Source organism: Novosphingobium subterraneum (assembly GCF_000807925.1).
GTDB lineage: Bacteria > Pseudomonadota > Alphaproteobacteria > Sphingomonadales > Sphingomonadaceae > Novosphingobium > Novosphingobium subterraneum.
In genome coordinates this window covers 100,046-116,511 of sequence record NZ_JRVC01000018.1, presented here as the reverse complement: position 1 = coordinate 116,511, position 16,466 = coordinate 100,046, and the positions used below count along the sequence as shown (strand labels likewise).

The following is a 16,466-nucleotide window of genomic DNA, read 5'->3' as shown; positions in this document are numbered from 1 at the left end:
GGCATGCGGCTGAAGGAACCGATATTTGCGACAGTGGGAGCGGATGGGAGTGTCGTTGACGTCAACGGTGAAGTCGCCTTCAGCGAACACGTGCAAATGGTGAAACGCTGATGACCCGCTTGTTGCTGACCACGCTCTGCACCCTGTTGTTGCAACTCGTGCCGATTCCAGTGGCGCATGCCCAGACCTACACGGTCGATGCGATCACCGACGCCAACTTCGGCGACGTCGTCTCCGCAGCCTCCGGGCAGACGGTGTTCCGGTCAAACGCTTCGTCCGGATCGGTCACGGTTGCCTCCGGTTCGGGGGTGCGGCTGTCGAACACGGCAGCAAACGCCGAAGTGACGATTTCGTGCAGCAACACTTTTGCCTGCAATGCGACGAATGTCCAGGTGACGCTGGCACTGGCCGGATCCCCCACAGGACGCGTCGGATACATTACCGCAATCAGCGTTGCGAATGGCACTGCAACGGTAAACTCCGCTTACAGTGCGGGGAACTATGTCGTGATCAATCTGGCACCCATTCCTCGCAGATCTTCACGCACGTTCCTGATCGGCTTCGACCTTCCTGTCGACGGCAACGAGTCCGCATCTCCGACGGGGAGCGCCTCCAGTAGCTACCTTATCACCGCACAGCGCGCGACGGGCGGCGGATCGGATTCGCTTGTCGGCAACATCCTGGCGAAGGTCATCCGCCCTGTCAGCATTGCCAAGACGCAGGACCTGCAGTTCGGCGCGGTCACACGTCCCACGAGCGGTTCCGGCGCGGTCACGCTGACGCCCGATGGGGTCGTCTCGGTCAGCGGAACCAATGTCCGCCGCTTCCCTGCGCCAGCGGCGACAGCAGCCCAGTTCACCGTAAGCGGCGAGGGCGGTCAGGCGGTCACCATATCGGTGCCGACCACGATGACGCTATCGGGCAGCGGTGGCTCGGTCACGGCTACACTGACCAATGTCGGGGGTGGCCCGCAGGTGCTGAGCGGCTCAACCGGTTCGGCCGGTACGGTGAATGTCAGTGTCGGTGGCTCCGTGCCCCTCAGTGGCTCCTCGGCGCTCGGCACGCTGACAGGGACCGTTACGGTGATGGTGCAGTACAACTGACGTGACGAGCAACCACGCTCCTCACAGAACGAAGTGGTCTCCGGCCGCCCGGACAGTCACTTCGGCAATCGAGACGCCCCAAGGCTGGTCGATTGCATGGATCACGGCATCGGCGATGTGTTCCGGTGCAAGGCTGGCATAGTCCATCGCCTCGGGATCGAGCCGTTCGGGTGGGAACGTCCCCGCCGCCATCTCGCCGACCATCTCCATGAAATCGGACATGTTGTGTGCAACGATGCCGATACCGGCGGCCTGATTGACCACCGTGCCGGAGAGGCCGGTCGTCGGCACGCCGGTTGGCTTGATCGTGGTGACCTTGATCTTCCCGCGGCTTTCAACCCGCAGCGATTCAGACAGGAAATTCACTGCTGATTTCGATGCACCATAGACCGCCGCGCCGATCACCGGGAAATTGCCATAGATGGACGAGATGTTGACCATCTGTCCCCGCCCCGCCGCAATCATCTGATCATAGGCCGCGACCATGCCGTTCAGAACACCCTTGATGTTGATGTCGATGCAGCGTTCCCACGCAGGATAGGCCGCCTCATGGTCCGAGAAAAACGCCAAGGGCATGATCCCGGCGTTGTTGATCATCACGTCCACCCTGCCGAACGCATCGAGCGCCGCGGCTACCAGCGCCTTGACCTGCCCCAGATCGCGCACGTCGACAGCAACGGCCTGCGCCTTGCCCCCGGCCCCGATGATGGCATCGGTCACGCCTTGCGCCGCAGCAAGGTCGATGTCGCCGAGCGTCACGCGGGCGCCCAGCGCGGCCGCCTTCTTCGCGACCAGGCTGCCAAATCCGCCACCGGCGCCCGTAATGACGATCGACTTGCCCGCAATGTGTCCGCTCATGCCCGTGTCCTTCAAAGTGCCGACGGCATTGCGTCGATCAGGATCGTCTTCATCTCGAGATAGGGGAACAGCCCCTCCGGCCCGCCTTCGCGGCCAATGCCCGATTGCTTGAACCCGCCAAAGGGCAGGCCGAAATCCATGCGCAAGCCGTTCTGCCCGAAGCCGCCGGTGCGGACGCGCCGGGCTATGCGGTAGGCTGCGTCGGCATCTGTCGTCAGCACCGAACCGTTAAGGCCATAGGCGCTGGCATTGGCGGTGCGGATCGCATCTTCCTCGTCTTCCACCGGGATCAGGCTGAGGACCGGACCGAAGATCTCCTCCTGCGCGATGCGGCTTTCGTTCTTCACGTTGGCAAACAGGGTCGGTTCGATGAAATACCCCCGGTTGAGGTGTGCCGGGCGCCCGCCGCCGGTGACCAGATCGGCCGTCTGCCTGCCCTCCTCGACATACATCTCGATGCGCTCGAGCTGGCGTTTCATCGCCACCGGACCGAGCTGGGTTTCGGGGTCATCTGAATGACCGATGCGGACCTGCTTCATCTCCGCCGCGATGGCTTCGGCCAGTTCGTCGTGCCGGTGGCGCGGTACGATCACCCGGCTGAGCATTGCGCAGACCTGCCCGCTCATCATCGTGATCGTGCCGGTCAGCATCTTGGCTGCCTCATCAATAGGGAAATCGTCGCGCACGATGGCTGCGGACTTGCCACCCAGTTCCAGCGTGCACCGCGCCATGCGCGCGCCGCAGACACTGGCGATGCGCTTGCCTGCAACGGTGCTGCCGGTGAAGCTCACCTTGTCGACGCCTTCATTGCAGACGAGATGGTCGCTCGCCTCACGGTGCCCGGTAACAAGGTTCACCACGCCCGCAGGAATGCCTGCCGCCTCTGCCGCCTCGGCAATGATGTAGGCCTCGAGCGGCGTTTCCGGCGATGGCTTCATGATCACCGTGCAACCGGTCAACAGCGCATAGGCGACCTTGTTGGCCATGATCCCGAACGGGCCGTTCCACGGCGCAATGGCCGCAACGACGCCGACTGGCTCGTAGGCGATCAGCGCTGTGTCCGCTGCCATGCTCGGGCGGCGCTCGACGAATTCGAACTGTTCGGCAAACCCGGCGATCTGGCTCAATGCCATGACGCTGCCGCCATGCATTGGCCCGGCAAACGAGGCCAGCCCGCCCATCTGGGCTGTCCAGGCTCTGGCCAGTTCGGGCACGCGCGTTTCGAGGTGGGCCACCATCCGCCGGAACATAGCGATGCGCTCGGCAGGCGGCGTGGTTGGCCAAGGCCCGTGATCGAATGCCATGCGCGCTGCGGCCACGGCAGCATCCATGTCGGCCTCGTCGGCCTCCGCCACGCGCCCCACCACTTGCTCGGTGTTGGGCGAGACCAGTTCGATCATGCGTCCGGAGTGGGCGGGCACCCACCGACCGCCGATGAAGAGCTTGTCGGGATGGGCGACGTTCACGCCTTCTGGTGTCATGGCTTGGTGTCCTCTCACGCCTGCGCCAGCGCGCATTCAACGCGCTCGATCAGGCCGTCCTTGATCGTATAGAATATGAACTGCCGCATTTCCTGCACTTCGCCCACCGCGATCGGGAAGAAGCCGTGCATCCCGCGCGCGTCGAGCGCTTCACGGGAAAGGTCCTTCACCGCTTCCACCCGAATGACAGCATCGATGGCGGTCAGGGTATCGGAACAGGCAAAGTTCAGAACGGTCACGCTTTCCTTCACATGATGGTGAAGGAATGCGTAAAAATCCTTGAGCGCCTGGCGCGAACGTATGTCGACGCCAAAGAACGTCATCAGCGGCGGATCGACGTAGAAATCGGCAACCGCGTCATAGTCCTTCGCGTTGAACGCGGCGACATAGCGATCATAGGCTTCGCGCGTCAGCACGGTGGCTCTCCCAGTAGCGGCCGGATTCGGCTCGCATGGAAAAGCTAACATTTGATATGGTTCACGCCAAGCTCAAAAGAAAGGGGCGGCCATCGCTGACCGCCCCATTCCCTAGCGTACTCTGAAATGATCAGAAGCGCTTCTGCACAGTGACTGCCCATTCACGCGGACGACCCACCTGGCTGTAGGCCGTACCGGTGAAGGCATAGACCGATGCGAAGCGGAACGGCGTGTAGTACTCGTTGAAGACGTTCTGCACTTCGAACGAGATCGACAGGTCCTCGGCCTCGTTCCGCCAGGTCAGGCGGGCGTTGCCGATGTCATAGGCGTTGAAGAACTCAATCGGCTGGCCAGCAGCGATGCGGCCGGCGCTGGTCTTGCCCGTGTGCGCAAAGTCAAAGCGCGGGGTGATCGAACCTGCACTGCCGAGATCGGCGCGATACTGGATGCCGAAGCTGTACTTCCAGTTCGGTGTCACGATCGGGTCGGTCAGCAGGATCGCGTTTCCAACGCGTGGATCGATATTCTTGTAGTTGCCGGTCAGGTGGCTGAGCGAGGCATCGATATCCAGACCCTCAATCGGCGAGGCCTGCATTTCGAGCTCGAAGCCCTTGATGCGGCCGTTACCCGCATTCTGGCGCGCACCGCACGGCGCGTTCGAGCCCAGCGACGCACAGGAGATCAGCGGCAGCTGGATATCGTTGTAGTCGTTGATGAACCCGGCGATGTTGATGCGCAGGCGGCGATCGAACAGATCGGTCTTGAGGCCTGCTTCATATGCGGTAACCGTTTCGGGATCGAAGCTGCCGTTGAGCGCCTGCGCGGCGTCAAACGGACGCGCGGTCACGCCGCCGCCCTTGAAGCCCGTTCCGACTGTCACGTAGGCGAGCACTTCCGGGCTGAAGCGATAGTCAGCCGAAAGGCGCCAGTCGACCTTGTCGCCCGAGTAGACGGCCTTCACGCCGTCGAGTGCGCCCAGGTAGATCGACTTGGTGACGCCGTCGAAGTTCTTGCGGACGAAGGTGTAGTCCTTGCTTTCCTTCGTGTAGCGCAGACCGCCAGTCAGCGTCAGGCCATCCATCGGGCGTGCAATCACCGTGCCGAACACGGCCTTGCTATCGGCGTTGACCGGGTCGTTGCCGAGGAACTGGAAGTTCAGGCCCGGCGCGATGTAGCGAATGTCCTGGCGGGTGAAGTAGACCGAGCGCTGGTCGGAATAGAACCCGCCGACGGTCAGGTCGATCATGTCACCAAGCTTGGCGTTGACGCGCAATTCCTCGCTGAAGAACCAGAACTTCAGGTCGTTGTAGCCCTGACCCGCAATCGCAAGGTCGGGGGTGAAGTCGTCGTCGGTGCCCCACTTCTGGCGGTAGTTGCGGTAGGCGGTGATCGACTGAATGTTGATCGAATCGCTCAGGCCCACGGTCATGTTGGCCGAGAAGCCATAGCCATCGAACTTCAGGCGGTTGGGCATCTCGTAGCCTTGGCTGACGAAGCCGCCCGGCGGGGCGTAGAAGTTCGCGTAAGTGCAGAAGCGGCCGCAGGCATAGGCGTTGGTGATGCGCGCCGGGTTGATCAGCGAGATCACTTCTGCCGCGTTGGTGCGCTCTTCATGCGTATAGTCGCCGATGATTACGAGGTCGAAATTATCGCCCGGATTATACCGCACCGATCCGCGAAGACCGGCGTAGCCCTTCTCGCCGAGCTTATCGATCACACAGTCCTGGCCCGATCCGGGGCGCGCGCTGATACCCTGCGGGTTGCCGGGATTGGCGCAGCCATAGTCGATCTGGTCGACGTAGCCATTCTGGCGCTTGTACACGCCCGAGATGCGGGCATATAGGTCCTGCGCGAGGATGAAGTTCGCGCTGCCACGGATGTCGACGCGGTTGCGGCTGCCGTAGACCGCCTCGACCATGCCTGAATTCTCGTCGGTCGGTTTCTTGGAGAACAGTTTGATCGCGCCGCCGATTGCGTTACGGCCGGTCAACGTGCCCTGGGGGCCGCGCAGGACTTCCACGCGCTCAAGGTCAAGCAGGTCGAAAATGCCGCCGGTCAGCGTGGCGTAATACACATCATCGACATACATGCCGACGCCCGGTTCGTAGGCGGGGTTGAAGTCGAACTGGCCGATGCCGCGGATCGAAGCGCCGAGCGACGAGCCATAGGCGCCGCCCATCGCATTCAGCGTGACGTTCGGGGCCTGTTGCGCGATCTGCGACAGGTCGGTCTGGTTGCGCGAGGCCAGCAAGGTCGCATCGACGGCAGTGATCGAAAGCGGCGTATCCTGCAGGCGCTGTTCGCGGAACTGCGCGGTCACGACGATCTCGCGCGCCGATTCCGGCGTGCTTTCCTCAGCCTGCGCCTGAGCATCCTGCGCCATGGCCGGCGCGGCAAGACCGAGCATGAGTGCGGCCAGGCTACCTGCGGCTAGCAGGCGCACATGTGACGTGGTACGATGGGCTTGAGCCATATCCCCTCTCCTGTATGGTCCTCTTCGGAACCGGTTGCTGTTTGTTAGTAAGACATACTAATTACCGCTTTGCAAGCCTAACATTTGCGCATGTTCAAGAGGGTGCAAAGTGATGCAGATCGAGCACACTTCAGCACTTGCCGATGGACGGGAACCCGGCAATAGATGCGCCTGATGGATACGCCACCGACCACGGCACAAGCAGACCAGAACATCGCCCTGATCGAGGGTGAGGTTGCGCTGCTGGTCGACCTGCTCAAGCTGGGCACCTTTATCGGCACGCCGATGCGCGAAGGGGTCGCCGATCCGCTTGGCCTTACCACCACCGACCTGCGCATTGTCCTGGCCCTGGGTGGCGAAGGCGAACTGGCCGGCCATGACCTGTCCGAAATCATGGGCGTCCCGCCCATGAACGTCAGCCGCGCGATCGCCGCGCTCATGCAGCGCGGCCTTGTGGAACCCGGGTCCAATCGCCGCAATCGCCGCCGCAAGCCGGTTCGGCTGACCACTGCGGGGCAAGAACTGTTCGCACAGACCATTCCAGCCTTGGCCCACGTCGGCGCAGACCTGTTCAAGGGCGTTCCGGCGCGTGACCGCGAAGCCTTCCGCCGCGTCGCCGCAGCCGTACTCGCTCGCATCGGCCGCTGGGGCGGTTAACCCGCCCCGACGCCCCTTACGGCCACTTTTTTTGCATCCTGGTGAAATCCCCCACGGCAAAGGCCTTGGCCAGCACCGGATGGGCAAAGCTCATCGCCACTTCCTGCCGATGCGGCCAGGTCTGGCGTACGTCGGTATCGGGTAGCAGGCGGTCCGGCCCGATCGGGTTCTCGGGGAAGCACACCGCGGCAGGCTGCAGGTGCGCCACGGTCTTTGACCAGCCAGTCTCGTAATCGGCCTGCCACTGCATCATGTAGTCGAGGCGCTTGATCTTCCAGACGCCGTCTTCCTTGACGTAGTCGTTTTCGTAGATCCCGCTTTCCCAGAACTGCTGCGGCATGCCCTCGGGCTTGTCCCCCAGGATGTCATCGTGCCAGCCGCCTGCAAGAATGCCCCGGAACCGTCCCTTGGCGCTCTGACCGTCGTCAGAAATCGTGATCACGTCCTGCAGCTGGAAGTGGTCGAGCAGCAGCCCATGGACCGGGCCGCGCCGCCCTCCGGTGAACAGGTTCTGGAACCACGTTCCATAAAGCCGCATCACCCCTTCGTAGCCGACGTATTCGCCCGACAGGAACACGACCGCGCCGTCCTTCGCGAACAACCCGGCCACTTCTTCCGGCCGGTTGTAGTCGATGTAGTAGCCGTAGGCCCACTGCAGGCGACGGATCGCGTTGAGATCCTCAAGCTCGGTCACGCGCGCTTCGAGCGCGGCAAGGCGGGCATTCACATCGGTCATGTCTCGACTCTCCCCAGAGTTCTTCGGCAGGGTTAATATTGTAAGCAACACTAACAAATGTCGCCGTGATTGCGAGAGGGAAAAATGAAACCGATTCAAACCTTGCGCGCGAACTCCGCTGCGCTAGGTTTCTCGACTGACGGGAGCTGGAGAACCTGCGATGTGTGATGAGATCACCGAAGCCGAAAACGCTGCATTCTTCCTCAACCGGCGCGAGTTTGCAGGCCTCGGCGCAGGCGCTGCCGCGCTCGCCACGATCCCGGGCTGCGTCACCGCCGCAGAAGCGCCGACCTCCAGCCGCATGGTGACGATCGACACGCCCGACGGCAAGGCTGATGCCTTCTTTGTCTACCCCACCCGCGGCAAGCACCCTGCCGTGATCATGTGGCCCGACATCGCGGGCCTGCGCGATGCCTACAAGACCATGGGCACCCGCCTTGCCGCTGCCGGTTATGCGGTGCTGGTCGTCAACCAGTATTACCGCTCCAGCCCCGCCCCGATCCTCGAGTCACTGATGGCGTGGCGCTCTGACGCCGGGCAGAAGAAGCTTAAGCCCATGATCGCGGCAATCACGCCTTCGGGCACCACCTCGGATGCCGCTGCATTCGTGTCATGGCTCGACATGCAGAAGGAAGTGAACGCCAGGAAGCGCATCGGCTCCGCCGGCTATTGCATGGGCGGCCCCTTCACGGTGCGGACGGCCTTTGCCAACCCCGCTCGCGTCGGCGCGGCTGCCTCGTTCCACGGCGGCGGTCTCGTCGGGCCGGAGGCCGACAGCCCGGTCAACCTGATCGGCAAGACCCGCGCCGCCTATCTCTTTGCCATCGCCCAGAACGATGACGAGCGCGCACCCAAGGAGAAGACGCAGCTTCGCGCAGCAGCCGATGCCGCCAGCCGCCCTGCCGAGATCGAAGTCTACCCTGCCCAGCACGGCTGGTGCACCCTAGACGCCCCGATCTATGACCGTACTCAGGCAGAACGGGCCTGGGGCAGGATGCTCGACCTGTTCAAGGCAAACCTCTGAACCTCCGCCTATTCAAACACGACGAACGGAGCCCAGACGTGCGGATTGGCCGCATCCGGCAGGTCCGGATCGGCCATGGCGCGCAACATGGCCGTACGTAGCGCCTGCGCCGGCTTTCGCCCCTTCGCCGCCTCCTTGAGCACTGTTGCGGCCAGTACCGCCGCCGCATCGTCGCGTACGGGCCAATGCGAAAGCATCAGCGTTCGTGCCCCCGCGTAGCGGAATGCCTGTGCGAGGCCGGAATAGGCCGGGGCTGCCTCACCGTCGCCGGCAGCAGTGTTGCAGGCGGAAAGGATCACCCAGTCGGCATCGAGCCGTAGCGCGCCAATCTCTGACGCGGTCAGCACGCCATCGCTGCTTGATCCTCGCTCCGGTCGGGCCAGCACGAGCGCGGGCTCGGTAACGCCTTCCATTTCCCCGGCGACCAATGCATGCGTGGCAAACAACAGGACGCCGTACTGGTCCAGCCTGGTCTTGGCCAGTTGCTCTTCGCTTGCCTGGTCACCGGTAAGGACGGTTGCCTTGCCAACGCTGCGCGAGACGGCTTCAACTTCGGCCGAGCGCAAGGCGGGCAGCGAGGCGAGCGACTGCGCATCCGCCTGCCCCCCGCGAAAGACAGCACTTGCCAGGAGCGGCCCCTTCCTTGCCGCTTGCGCATCCGCCATGCTGGTGCCGAACGGTGTTGGCGCGCCCAGCGCCAGCATGGCCGAAGCAGCCAGCGCGCGCCGCGGCTGTGCTGTCCGCGCCTGCAATGACGCACCAGCCGACAAGGCATAGCGCATGACGAGAAACGGAGCCTTGCGACCGATCCTGTCGACCGGACGCTCCAGCAAGGTTGCGAACGGGATGGCTGCGGCATCACCACCAGCGACTATCCGCAAGGCCCCTGTCCTGCGCAAATCAGGTGCTATGCCTGCGAAGATCGCGCGATAGAGTTCGTGCGAGCTTGCCGCATCGAAGCTCCGCTGGTCGAGCGCGCGACGCAACCGTGCCGCGCTCGACGCAAAGCTCGCGCGACTAGGTTGCATCCGCTGCACCACGGCCCGGTCTGGCGAGACCAGCAGGACGAAGGCCGACGTCAACGCCGGAACGACCGCCAGGACAGCCTCGTCCTTTGCCAGCGTGCTCCTGATATCGGCCAAGGGGACGCCTTGGCGAGCGGTAAGCGCGGCCCAGGCAGGATAGCTGCTGGCGATACCGGCACGCTCCTGCTCCAGCGTGGCAAGCGCCACATCGCGAGCCGTACGGGCCGATTGCACGTCGCCGCCATTTCCCAGCAGCAGCAGATAGACCGAATTGGCACGACGGTAGGCCATCTCGGCATCCTGAAGAGTGCGTATGCGCGCTGCCAGCCCGGGGTCTGAAGTCCCCGCCCGGGCCGCGGCAAGCCGTGTCGCCCGCGCAACCTTCGATCCTACCAGCACCTGCGATGCATCGGCCGCCAGTTGAACATCACCATTACGCAGTGCCAGCCGCATTGCCAGTTCCAGCGACAGGCGGTCTGCCAGCACGAGCTCGCCATCCGCACTCGCATCGAGCCGGTCGGTCACCGCGCGAACAAGCGCATAGCCCGGACTTCCGCCGCATTCGGCCGCCGCAATGCCAAGCAAGGCGCCGATAGCGCATGATTGCGCCTTGCCCAGCACGGGCGCTCTTGGGCTGGAGGCGACCGCAAGATGTGCTGTCGCGGCGGCGACCGCACCAGCTTCGTCGCCACTGTCTAGACGCGCCAGCGCTACCGATGGCAGAAGGGTTTCGGCCGTCCCTGCCGCCCTGGTCTTTTCCCAGATCGCGTAGGCCGCATCCAGCGATTGGCGCGCATCGGCCATCTTGCCTTGCCCCAATTGGGCATGCCCGAGAAACGTCAAGGTGCGAAGGCGGTCCGTAGGCGCCGCAAGCGCGCCAAGCTTGTCCTGCGTCGACGTTGCCCCCGACAGGACGCTCACGGCCTCGTCATAGCGCCCGAGATCGGCCAGCAGCCCTCCCAGCGAGGTCAGGCCGGCAGCAAAGTTGACATCGCCGGTGCCAGTGGTGGCGACGCGGATATCGAGCGCATGCCGCGCCACCTCCACCGCCTCACTCCGCTTGCCTCCACCTGCCAGCACCAGCGCCAGCGTCTCGACGGCGCGGACATGCCCCAGGTCGGTCTGCGGCACATGTTGCTTGACCTGCTCGGCTGCAAGCCGCGCCATAGCTTCGGCCTCTTCGAGCCGCCCTGCCCGCGACAGGCGCAACGCCAGATTGTACCGTGCGCTGATCGTCGCCGGATGGAACTCGCCCACGGCGCGCACCCGGGCAGCCAGGCTCGCTTCCTGCGCCTTGACCGAGGCATCGTACTGCCCGAGCTGCATGTAGGCGATTGCCAGTGTGTAGCCGATGTTGGATTCGCTCATGTCGAGCGCCGCAGACGACGGCCCCTTGCCGCGCCGCTGCGCCAGATAGCCAGCCCCTTCGCCAAGCCGATCGGCCGCCTGCTGGAACAGGGCCCGGCGGATCGCCACGTCACCGGCAAGGGCAATAGACTGCACGTAAGCATCGGGCGCAAGATCGCGATAGGGCAGGATCACCTCGCGCGCACGCTCGGCATCGGCCAGGGACTTGTCGATCTCTCCTGCTTCGCGCGCATAGCTTGAACGCGATACGAGCGCGCGCGCCAGATATGGCGATGTGTCCGGCCCCATCGGCAAACCCTCCGCCGCAGCAATGACGGCTTCGGCCGCTTTCAGACTGGCATCGAAATTGGCTTGGTTGGGATTGGCGTTTTCCCGGTTGATTGCCGCGGACAGGGCCTTGTCGAGCGCGGCGAGCGGTGCTGGGGACTTTGCTGCGGCATGGCTTGGCACTTGCCCAAGACAGGCAAGGCCCGAAACGGCGGCCAGCGCAGCCCTACGCATCCGAGAAGCCCGCATCTGTGCCCACCCCGTTTCCAAATCCATCCCGCCTTGCTGGATAAGCGAGACGCACGGGACTGTCGATCATCGACAATAAATCGGAGTGAAGGGACATTTCCCTGCGCCGCAAAAGCGAACCGGACCAAGCCGGAATGCCGCACACCGCCTGTCCAGGCGAATACGCAATTCTCAAAAAGGGAGCTGAACCTGATGGCGGGTGACCGCCCGATCAAGAAATGGTGCCCAGAAGAGGACTCGAACCTCCACGCCGTTACCAGCGCCGCCACCTGAAGACGGTGCGTCTACCAATTCCGCCATCTGGGCACGGAGGCGAGGGGCTGAAGCGCCGTCTCGCCGGGTAGGAGCGCGCCACTAGGACAGGCGCGGCGGGGTGTCAACGGGGCAAATCCACGCGAGGGTAACTCTTTTTGCAACTGGCAGGGCAGAGGGGTGTTTCCTCATTGAAACTGCGCCCGCTGCTGTGCCAAAGGCGTCGCGTGAAATGGCCCGGATTGGCGGGCAAAGATGATTCAGGACACGCTCGATATGGCAAACGGCAGGACGCGCGATCTCGAAGGCATGCTGGTGGCACTGGTGGGCGGCAGCGGTTTCTTCGGCACGCATCTGGCGCAGGAACTGCTCTCACGCGGCGCGCGCCTGCGCGTGTGCAGCCGTCATCCCGAGCGCGCCTTCAAGTTGCGCCCGCTTGGCACGCTGGGACAGATCCAGTTCGTGGCCACCGATGTCACCAAGCCGCACACCGTCGCAGCTGCCCTGACCGGCGCAGACGCCGTGGTCAACCTGGTGGGTGCCTTTGCCGGTGATCTCGATTCGCTGCAGGGACAGGGCGTAGGCCGCTTGGCCGAAGCTGCAAAGGCTGCGGGCGCGCGCGCGTTTGTCCATGTCTCCGCGCTTGGGGCCGATGCCGGATCGGACGTGCCCTATGCCCGGACCAAGGCCGAGGGCGAGAAGGCCGCGCTGGCTGCTTTCCCCACAGCGACGATCGTGCGCCCTTCGATCCTGTTCGGCGAGGATGACAACTTCCTCAATATGTTCGGCGGTCTGGTAGCCAAGCTGCCGGTGCTGCCGGTATTCGGCCCTGCCGCCAGGTTGCAGCCGGTTTTCGTGGACGATGCTGCCGAAGCCATCGGCAATGCCCTGGCCAACCCGCACGCGCATGGCGGCAAGACTTACGAGCTGGCCGGGCCCGAAGTCATCACCATGGGCGAGCTCAACCGCCGCATCGCCAAGGCTGCGGACCGCACGCCCATGCTGGTCGAACTGCCCGACGCGGTTTCGGGCGCCTTCGCTTCGCTGACCGGATGGCTGCCGGGCGCACCGATGAGCACCGACCAGTGGAAGCTGCTGAAGGCTGGCAACGTGGCTTCGGGCGACCTGCCCGGAATCGAGGCACTCGGCGTAACTCCGCGGCCGCTGGGCCTGTTTCTCGCCCGCTGGATGACGCGCTACCGCAAGTTCGGTCGCTTCGGCGCACGCGCCAAGTCCGCCTGATCAAGCCTCGTCAGCAAAGGCCGGCAGGTAAGCGGGCCCGGCCGACACCAACCGCACCGGGCAATCGAGATTGGCCAGCATCTGCGCCGTCGATGTCCGGTTCGTGACGATTGCCCAGCCCTGCGCAACATCCCAGCGACCGGAGGACACTTCCTCGACAACCGTCAGCAAGGCGAGCGGAGCGACTTCACACACTGCCATGCCCTCCCCGGCAAAAGCCGTCTCGGCAAATCCCAGTGCCGACGCCAGCCGCGCCTTGACCGGGACGTCATCGATCATGGCCTGGCGATGCGCGGCAAGCACTTCGCCCGCTGCGCTGTCGGACGGTTCACCGTCGCGCTCCAGCAGCGGCAGATCATCGTGCCAGGCTTCGGGAGGGCACTTCCGACGCACGGGCTCCACCGCTTCGAAGGGGCGGCTTTCGAGCGGATAGATGCGGCAGATGCGAGGACGGGCTTCGTAGTTCCCGCAGCGCATGTCCGGCAGCAGATGGGGGCAAGCGCCCTCGTGCCGCGCAACCAGCCTGAGATTGATCCGGAATGGAACGTCCCCGACGCGAACAGCGAAGCTGGTCGCCTTCCGCCACGCCATCCCGGCATCGGAAGAAGCGCCATCGTCGGGCCATGGCCAGGCTTCCGTCAGCAGGTCAACCTGATGGCCTCTGCCAGCCCAGGCACAGGCTTCTGCTACCGAAAGCGTCAACCTGAGATCATGGCAGCAGCGCCCGCATTGCGTGCATTCGAAGTGCAGTTCCATGCCGTCAATAGAGCGGGACGCGCTTCGTCCGCAAAGCGAAGAACCAACAGGTATGGAGCAGTCCAAACCTGCCAAAAGCCCCGGCCACGTCGGACCGGGGCTTCGGCGGCAGGGGCAGGCGATGGAGGGATTTGAGGGCGCCTGCCCCGCTCGAGGTCTTGTGTCACATCAGAAGCGGACGCCGACCGTGACGTTCCACGTGCGCGGATCGCCGTAGTAGACGGTCTGGATGTTGCCCACCGAGCTGAATTCCTGGCCATCGGTCTTGTAGAGCGTGTTGCCCACGTTCTTGACCGCGCCGCGGAGGTAGAACTTGTCGAAGTCGACCTGGGCATAGAGATTGCCGATCAGGTAACCGTCTTCGGTCAATCCTGGGCGGTTGTCGACCGAGAGGTACTGCTTGTCGACGAAGCGGACGTCACCGCCCAGCGTCAGCGAAGCATCGCCGAGCGAGACGCGGTATTCGCCGCCCGCCCGCAGGGTGAGCGGTGGCGCGAAGGCCGGCCGGCAGGTGATCTGCGTGCCTGTCGGGTTGCAGCTGAACGCGGCGCCACCGGCAGGCGGCAAGCGGCGCGGATCGTCGAAGCGCTTGTAATCGGCATCGAGGTAGCCGACCGACGCAAAAAGCGTCAGCGGCTGGACCGGGCGGACCGAGATGTCGAACTCGAAGCCCTGGATGCGCAGCTTGCCGGCGTTGAGCACGGGGAAGCTTCCGCCGAGCCCGACATTGGTGCCATTGCCGACGCGGGCCTGGAAGTTGTTGTAGTCGGTGTAGAAGGCGGCAGCCGAAACATTGACGCGGCCGTCGAGGAAGGTGCCCTTGGCACCCGCTTCATAGGACCAGACCGTTTCCGGTTCGAAGTTCGGCACCACCGTCGTCACGCCATTGCGCGTTACCGAGATATCGCCGTTCGAGTTGACGCGGCCGTTGAAGCCGCCCGCCTTGAAGCCGCGGCTGGCCGAGGCATAGAGCAGGGTATCAGGCGTCGGCTTATACGAGAGGCTGACCATCGGCGTCCACGCATCGTAGCTGACGTCGTTGTCGCCGGTGAAGGGCGCGGGCAGGTTGTCGGGGAAGCAGTAACGGATGTTGTTGAGCAGGCCAAGCGTCGAGGCAGTAACCGTGCAGCGGTTGTAGGTCTTCTTCTCGTGCGTGTAGCGCAGGCCCGCAGTCATCGAGAGCTGCTCGGTGAAGGCGTAGGTCAGCTGGCCGAAGGCGGCATAGCTCTTGGTCACCTGCTTGTCGTCGATCGTGCGCAGGAAGGTAATGGGCGCGCCGTTGAAGGCAAACAGACCGTCGGCGTAGGCTTCCTGATGCGAGCTCACGTTCTCGTTGAGGTAGTAAAGGCCGAACACGCCCTTGAGCTTGTCGGCATCGTACTTGAGCTGCAGTTCCTGGCTGAACTGGTCCTGGCGAACGCCGACGAACACGTCGCCCAGCTCGAACTGCGTGGCGTCGATGTCGATGAAGAAGTCGGTCTTGAGCTTGCGGTAGGCAGTGATCGAGGTGAGCTGGAAGCTGTCGCTGAGATCGACGTTGATCGTGCCCGAAACGCCCCAGTGATCAAGCTTCTGGCCCTGATCCGGGGCAAGGCTGGTCGATGCCTTGTAGTCATAGGGACCATAAGGTTCTGCCGGAGCAAGCACGACCGCGCCGCGGGCAAAGTCGGTCTGGATCAACGGTGCCGTAAGATAGCCAAGCGTGGCCGCATTGCGCTGGCGCGTATAATCGCCCGAGATCAGCACTTCGACCGTATCGGTCGGCTTGGCACGCAGGATGCCGCGGCCGGAAAGATTGTTGCGATCGTTGTACTTGCGGCCGGTGCGCGGGTCGGTGACGATCCCGTCGCGGTCGTCATAGACCCCGGCAAGCGACAGCGCGAGCTTGTCGGTGACCAGCGGGGCCGAAACATATCCCTTCGCCGTCACTTCATCGAAGCGACCGTAGGTGAACGCAGCCTCGCCCTTCACGGTATCGAGATGGGGCTTCTTCGACACGACGTTGACAGCACCGCCGATCGTGTTCTTGCCGTAGAGCGTACCCTGCGGCCCGCGCAGCACTTCGACCCGCTCGACATCGAACAGGTTGAGCAGCGCGCCCTGGATACGGCTCAGGTACACCCCGTCCACATAGACGCCGACTGCGGGGTCGAATGTCTGCAGCGCATCAGGCTGGCCGATGCCGCGAATGTAGAAGTTGGCGCTGCTGGCCGAACCGCGGCCCTGCACGATGTTCACGTTGGGAATGGCGCCCTGGATGCCCGAAAGGTCCTTCGCACCGGCACGTTCGAGTGCATCGGTATTCAGTGCGGATATGGCAATCGGCACGTCGAGCAGGCGTTCCTCGCGGCGGCGGGCAATCACGGTGATCTCGTTCCCGGTAGCGATATCCGAAGCATCTTCGGCAGCAGGCGTTTCCTGTGCGAAGGCGGGCATGGCGGGCACGGCGAACAGCGCAACTGTGGCGGCCAGGGCGGCGCGCGTGGAAATACGGGTCATCAGACAGGCTCCCTCTCGCGGACTGCTCCGTCCGCTCGAGCACCCTGATATTGAAAGTTG

At 63.9% G+C, this 16,466-nt stretch carries 12 protein-coding genes and 1 tRNA gene; 4 read left to right on the top strand and 9 right to left on the bottom strand.

The window, feature by feature from the left end:
• The first annotated feature begins 110 nt into the window (after positions 1-110).
• Positions 111-1,103 (top strand): DUF4402 domain-containing protein, encoded by a 993-nt coding sequence (locus tag NJ75_RS16635; RefSeq protein WP_039336482.1) that lies wholly within the window; start codon positions 111-113, stop codon positions 1,101-1,103.
• 21 nt (positions 1,104-1,124) lie between these two features.
• Here the strand turns inward: NJ75_RS16635 and NJ75_RS16630 are convergent, their stop codons facing one another.
• The 4 genes from NJ75_RS16630 to NJ75_RS16615 all read right to left on the bottom strand — a co-directional run bounded on the left by NJ75_RS16630 (position 1,125) and on the right by NJ75_RS16615 (position 6,331).
• Positions 1,125-1,961, bottom strand: a complete 837-nt coding sequence (locus tag NJ75_RS16630) for an SDR family oxidoreductase (protein ID WP_039336480.1) — start codon at positions 1,959-1,961, stop codon at positions 1,125-1,127.
• Positions 1,962-1,972: 11 nt separating this feature from the next.
• Complete coding sequence (locus NJ75_RS16625) at positions 1,973-3,442, bottom strand: aldehyde dehydrogenase (protein WP_039336478.1); 1,470 nt, start codon at positions 3,440-3,442, stop codon at positions 1,973-1,975.
• Between the two features lie 14 nt (positions 3,443-3,456).
• Positions 3,457-3,858, bottom strand: a complete 402-nt coding sequence (locus NJ75_RS16620) for a nuclear transport factor 2 family protein (RefSeq protein WP_052242584.1) — start codon at positions 3,856-3,858, stop codon at positions 3,457-3,459.
• Between the two features lie 130 nt (positions 3,859-3,988).
• Positions 3,989-6,331: a TonB-dependent receptor gene (locus NJ75_RS16615; protein WP_039336476.1), complete on the bottom strand. Its 2,343-nt coding sequence runs from the start codon at positions 6,329-6,331 to the stop codon at positions 3,989-3,991.
• A 174-nt stretch (positions 6,332-6,505) separates the two neighbouring features.
• On the opposite strand from NJ75_RS16615, the gene NJ75_RS16610 reads away from it, so the two are divergent.
• Positions 6,506-6,988: a MarR family winged helix-turn-helix transcriptional regulator gene (locus tag NJ75_RS16610; RefSeq protein WP_169745737.1), complete on the top strand. Its 483-nt coding sequence runs from the start codon at positions 6,506-6,508 to the stop codon at positions 6,986-6,988.
• Positions 6,989-7,004: 16 nt separating this feature from the next.
• Here the strand turns inward: NJ75_RS16610 and NJ75_RS16605 are convergent, their stop codons facing one another.
• A complete protein-coding gene (locus NJ75_RS16605) occupies positions 7,005-7,724 on the bottom strand; it encodes a nuclear transport factor 2 family protein (protein WP_039336472.1) in 720 nt (239 codons plus the stop codon).
• 160 nt (positions 7,725-7,884) lie between these two features.
• Here NJ75_RS16605 and NJ75_RS16600 point away from each other — a divergent pair, with 160 nt between their 5' ends.
• Positions 7,885-8,748 (top strand): dienelactone hydrolase family protein, encoded by an 864-nt coding sequence (locus NJ75_RS16600; RefSeq protein WP_039336470.1) that lies wholly within the window; start codon positions 7,885-7,887, stop codon positions 8,746-8,748.
• 8 nt (positions 8,749-8,756) lie between these two features.
• Here the strand turns inward: NJ75_RS16600 and NJ75_RS16595 are convergent, their stop codons facing one another.
• On the bottom strand, positions 8,757-11,642 hold the full coding sequence (locus NJ75_RS16595) for a CHAT domain-containing tetratricopeptide repeat protein (protein ID WP_039336468.1): 2,886 nt from the start codon (positions 11,640-11,642) through the stop codon (positions 8,757-8,759).
• A 234-nt stretch (positions 11,643-11,876) separates the two neighbouring features.
• A tRNA-Leu gene (locus NJ75_RS16590) sits at positions 11,877-11,963 on the bottom strand.
• A 222-nt stretch (positions 11,964-12,185) separates the two neighbouring features.
• Here NJ75_RS16590 and NJ75_RS16585 point away from each other — a divergent pair.
• Positions 12,186-13,151, top strand: coding sequence for a complex I NDUFA9 subunit family protein (locus NJ75_RS16585; RefSeq protein ID WP_039336522.1), 966 nt, complete (start codon positions 12,186-12,188; stop codon positions 13,149-13,151).
• Here NJ75_RS16585 and NJ75_RS16580 read toward each other — a convergent pair whose 3' ends face one another.
• Together NJ75_RS16580 and NJ75_RS16575 are read right to left on the bottom strand one after the other, a co-directional pair.
• Complete coding sequence (locus NJ75_RS16580) at positions 13,152-13,907, bottom strand: YkgJ family cysteine cluster protein (protein WP_052242583.1); 756 nt, start codon at positions 13,905-13,907, stop codon at positions 13,152-13,154.
• Positions 13,908-14,075: 168 nt separating this feature from the next.
• On the bottom strand, positions 14,076-16,406 hold the full coding sequence (locus tag NJ75_RS16575) for a TonB-dependent receptor (protein WP_039336466.1): 2,331 nt from the start codon (positions 16,404-16,406) through the stop codon (positions 14,076-14,078).
• Between the last annotated feature and the right edge of the window lie 60 nt (positions 16,407-16,466).

Bases quoted from the DNA above. Each gene is read 5' to 3' on its own strand.
- NJ75_RS16595 (WP_039336468.1), bottom strand. From the start codon at position 11,642: ATGCGTAGGGCTGCGCTGGCCGCCGTTTCGGGCCTTGCCTGTCTTGGG.
- NJ75_RS16625 (WP_039336478.1), bottom strand. From the start codon at position 3,442: ATGACACCAGAAGGCGTGAACGTCGCCCATCCCGACAAGCTCTTCATC.
- NJ75_RS16585 (WP_039336522.1), top strand. From the start codon at position 12,186: ATGGCAAACGGCAGGACGCGCGATCTCGAAGGCATGCTGGTGGCACTG.
- NJ75_RS16575 (WP_039336466.1), bottom strand. From the start codon at position 16,406: ATGACCCGTATTTCCACGCGCGCCGCCCTGGCCGCCACAGTTGCGCTG.
- NJ75_RS16580 (WP_052242583.1), bottom strand. From the start codon at position 13,907: ATGGAACTGCACTTCGAATGCACGCAATGCGGGCGCTGCTGCCATGAT.
- NJ75_RS16635 (WP_039336482.1), top strand. From the start codon at position 111: ATGACCCGCTTGTTGCTGACCACGCTCTGCACCCTGTTGTTGCAACTC.
- NJ75_RS16610 (WP_169745737.1), top strand. From the start codon at position 6,506: ATGGATACGCCACCGACCACGGCACAAGCAGACCAGAACATCGCCCTG.
- NJ75_RS16600 (WP_039336470.1), top strand. From the start codon at position 7,885: ATGTGTGATGAGATCACCGAAGCCGAAAACGCTGCATTCTTCCTCAAC.
- NJ75_RS16615 (WP_039336476.1), bottom strand. From the start codon at position 6,331: ATGGCTCAAGCCCATCGTACCACGTCACATGTGCGCCTGCTAGCCGCA.
- NJ75_RS16605 (WP_039336472.1), bottom strand. From the start codon at position 7,724: ATGACCGATGTGAATGCCCGCCTTGCCGCGCTCGAAGCGCGCGTGACC.
- NJ75_RS16630 (WP_039336480.1), bottom strand. From the start codon at position 1,961: ATGAGCGGACACATTGCGGGCAAGTCGATCGTCATTACGGGCGCCGGT.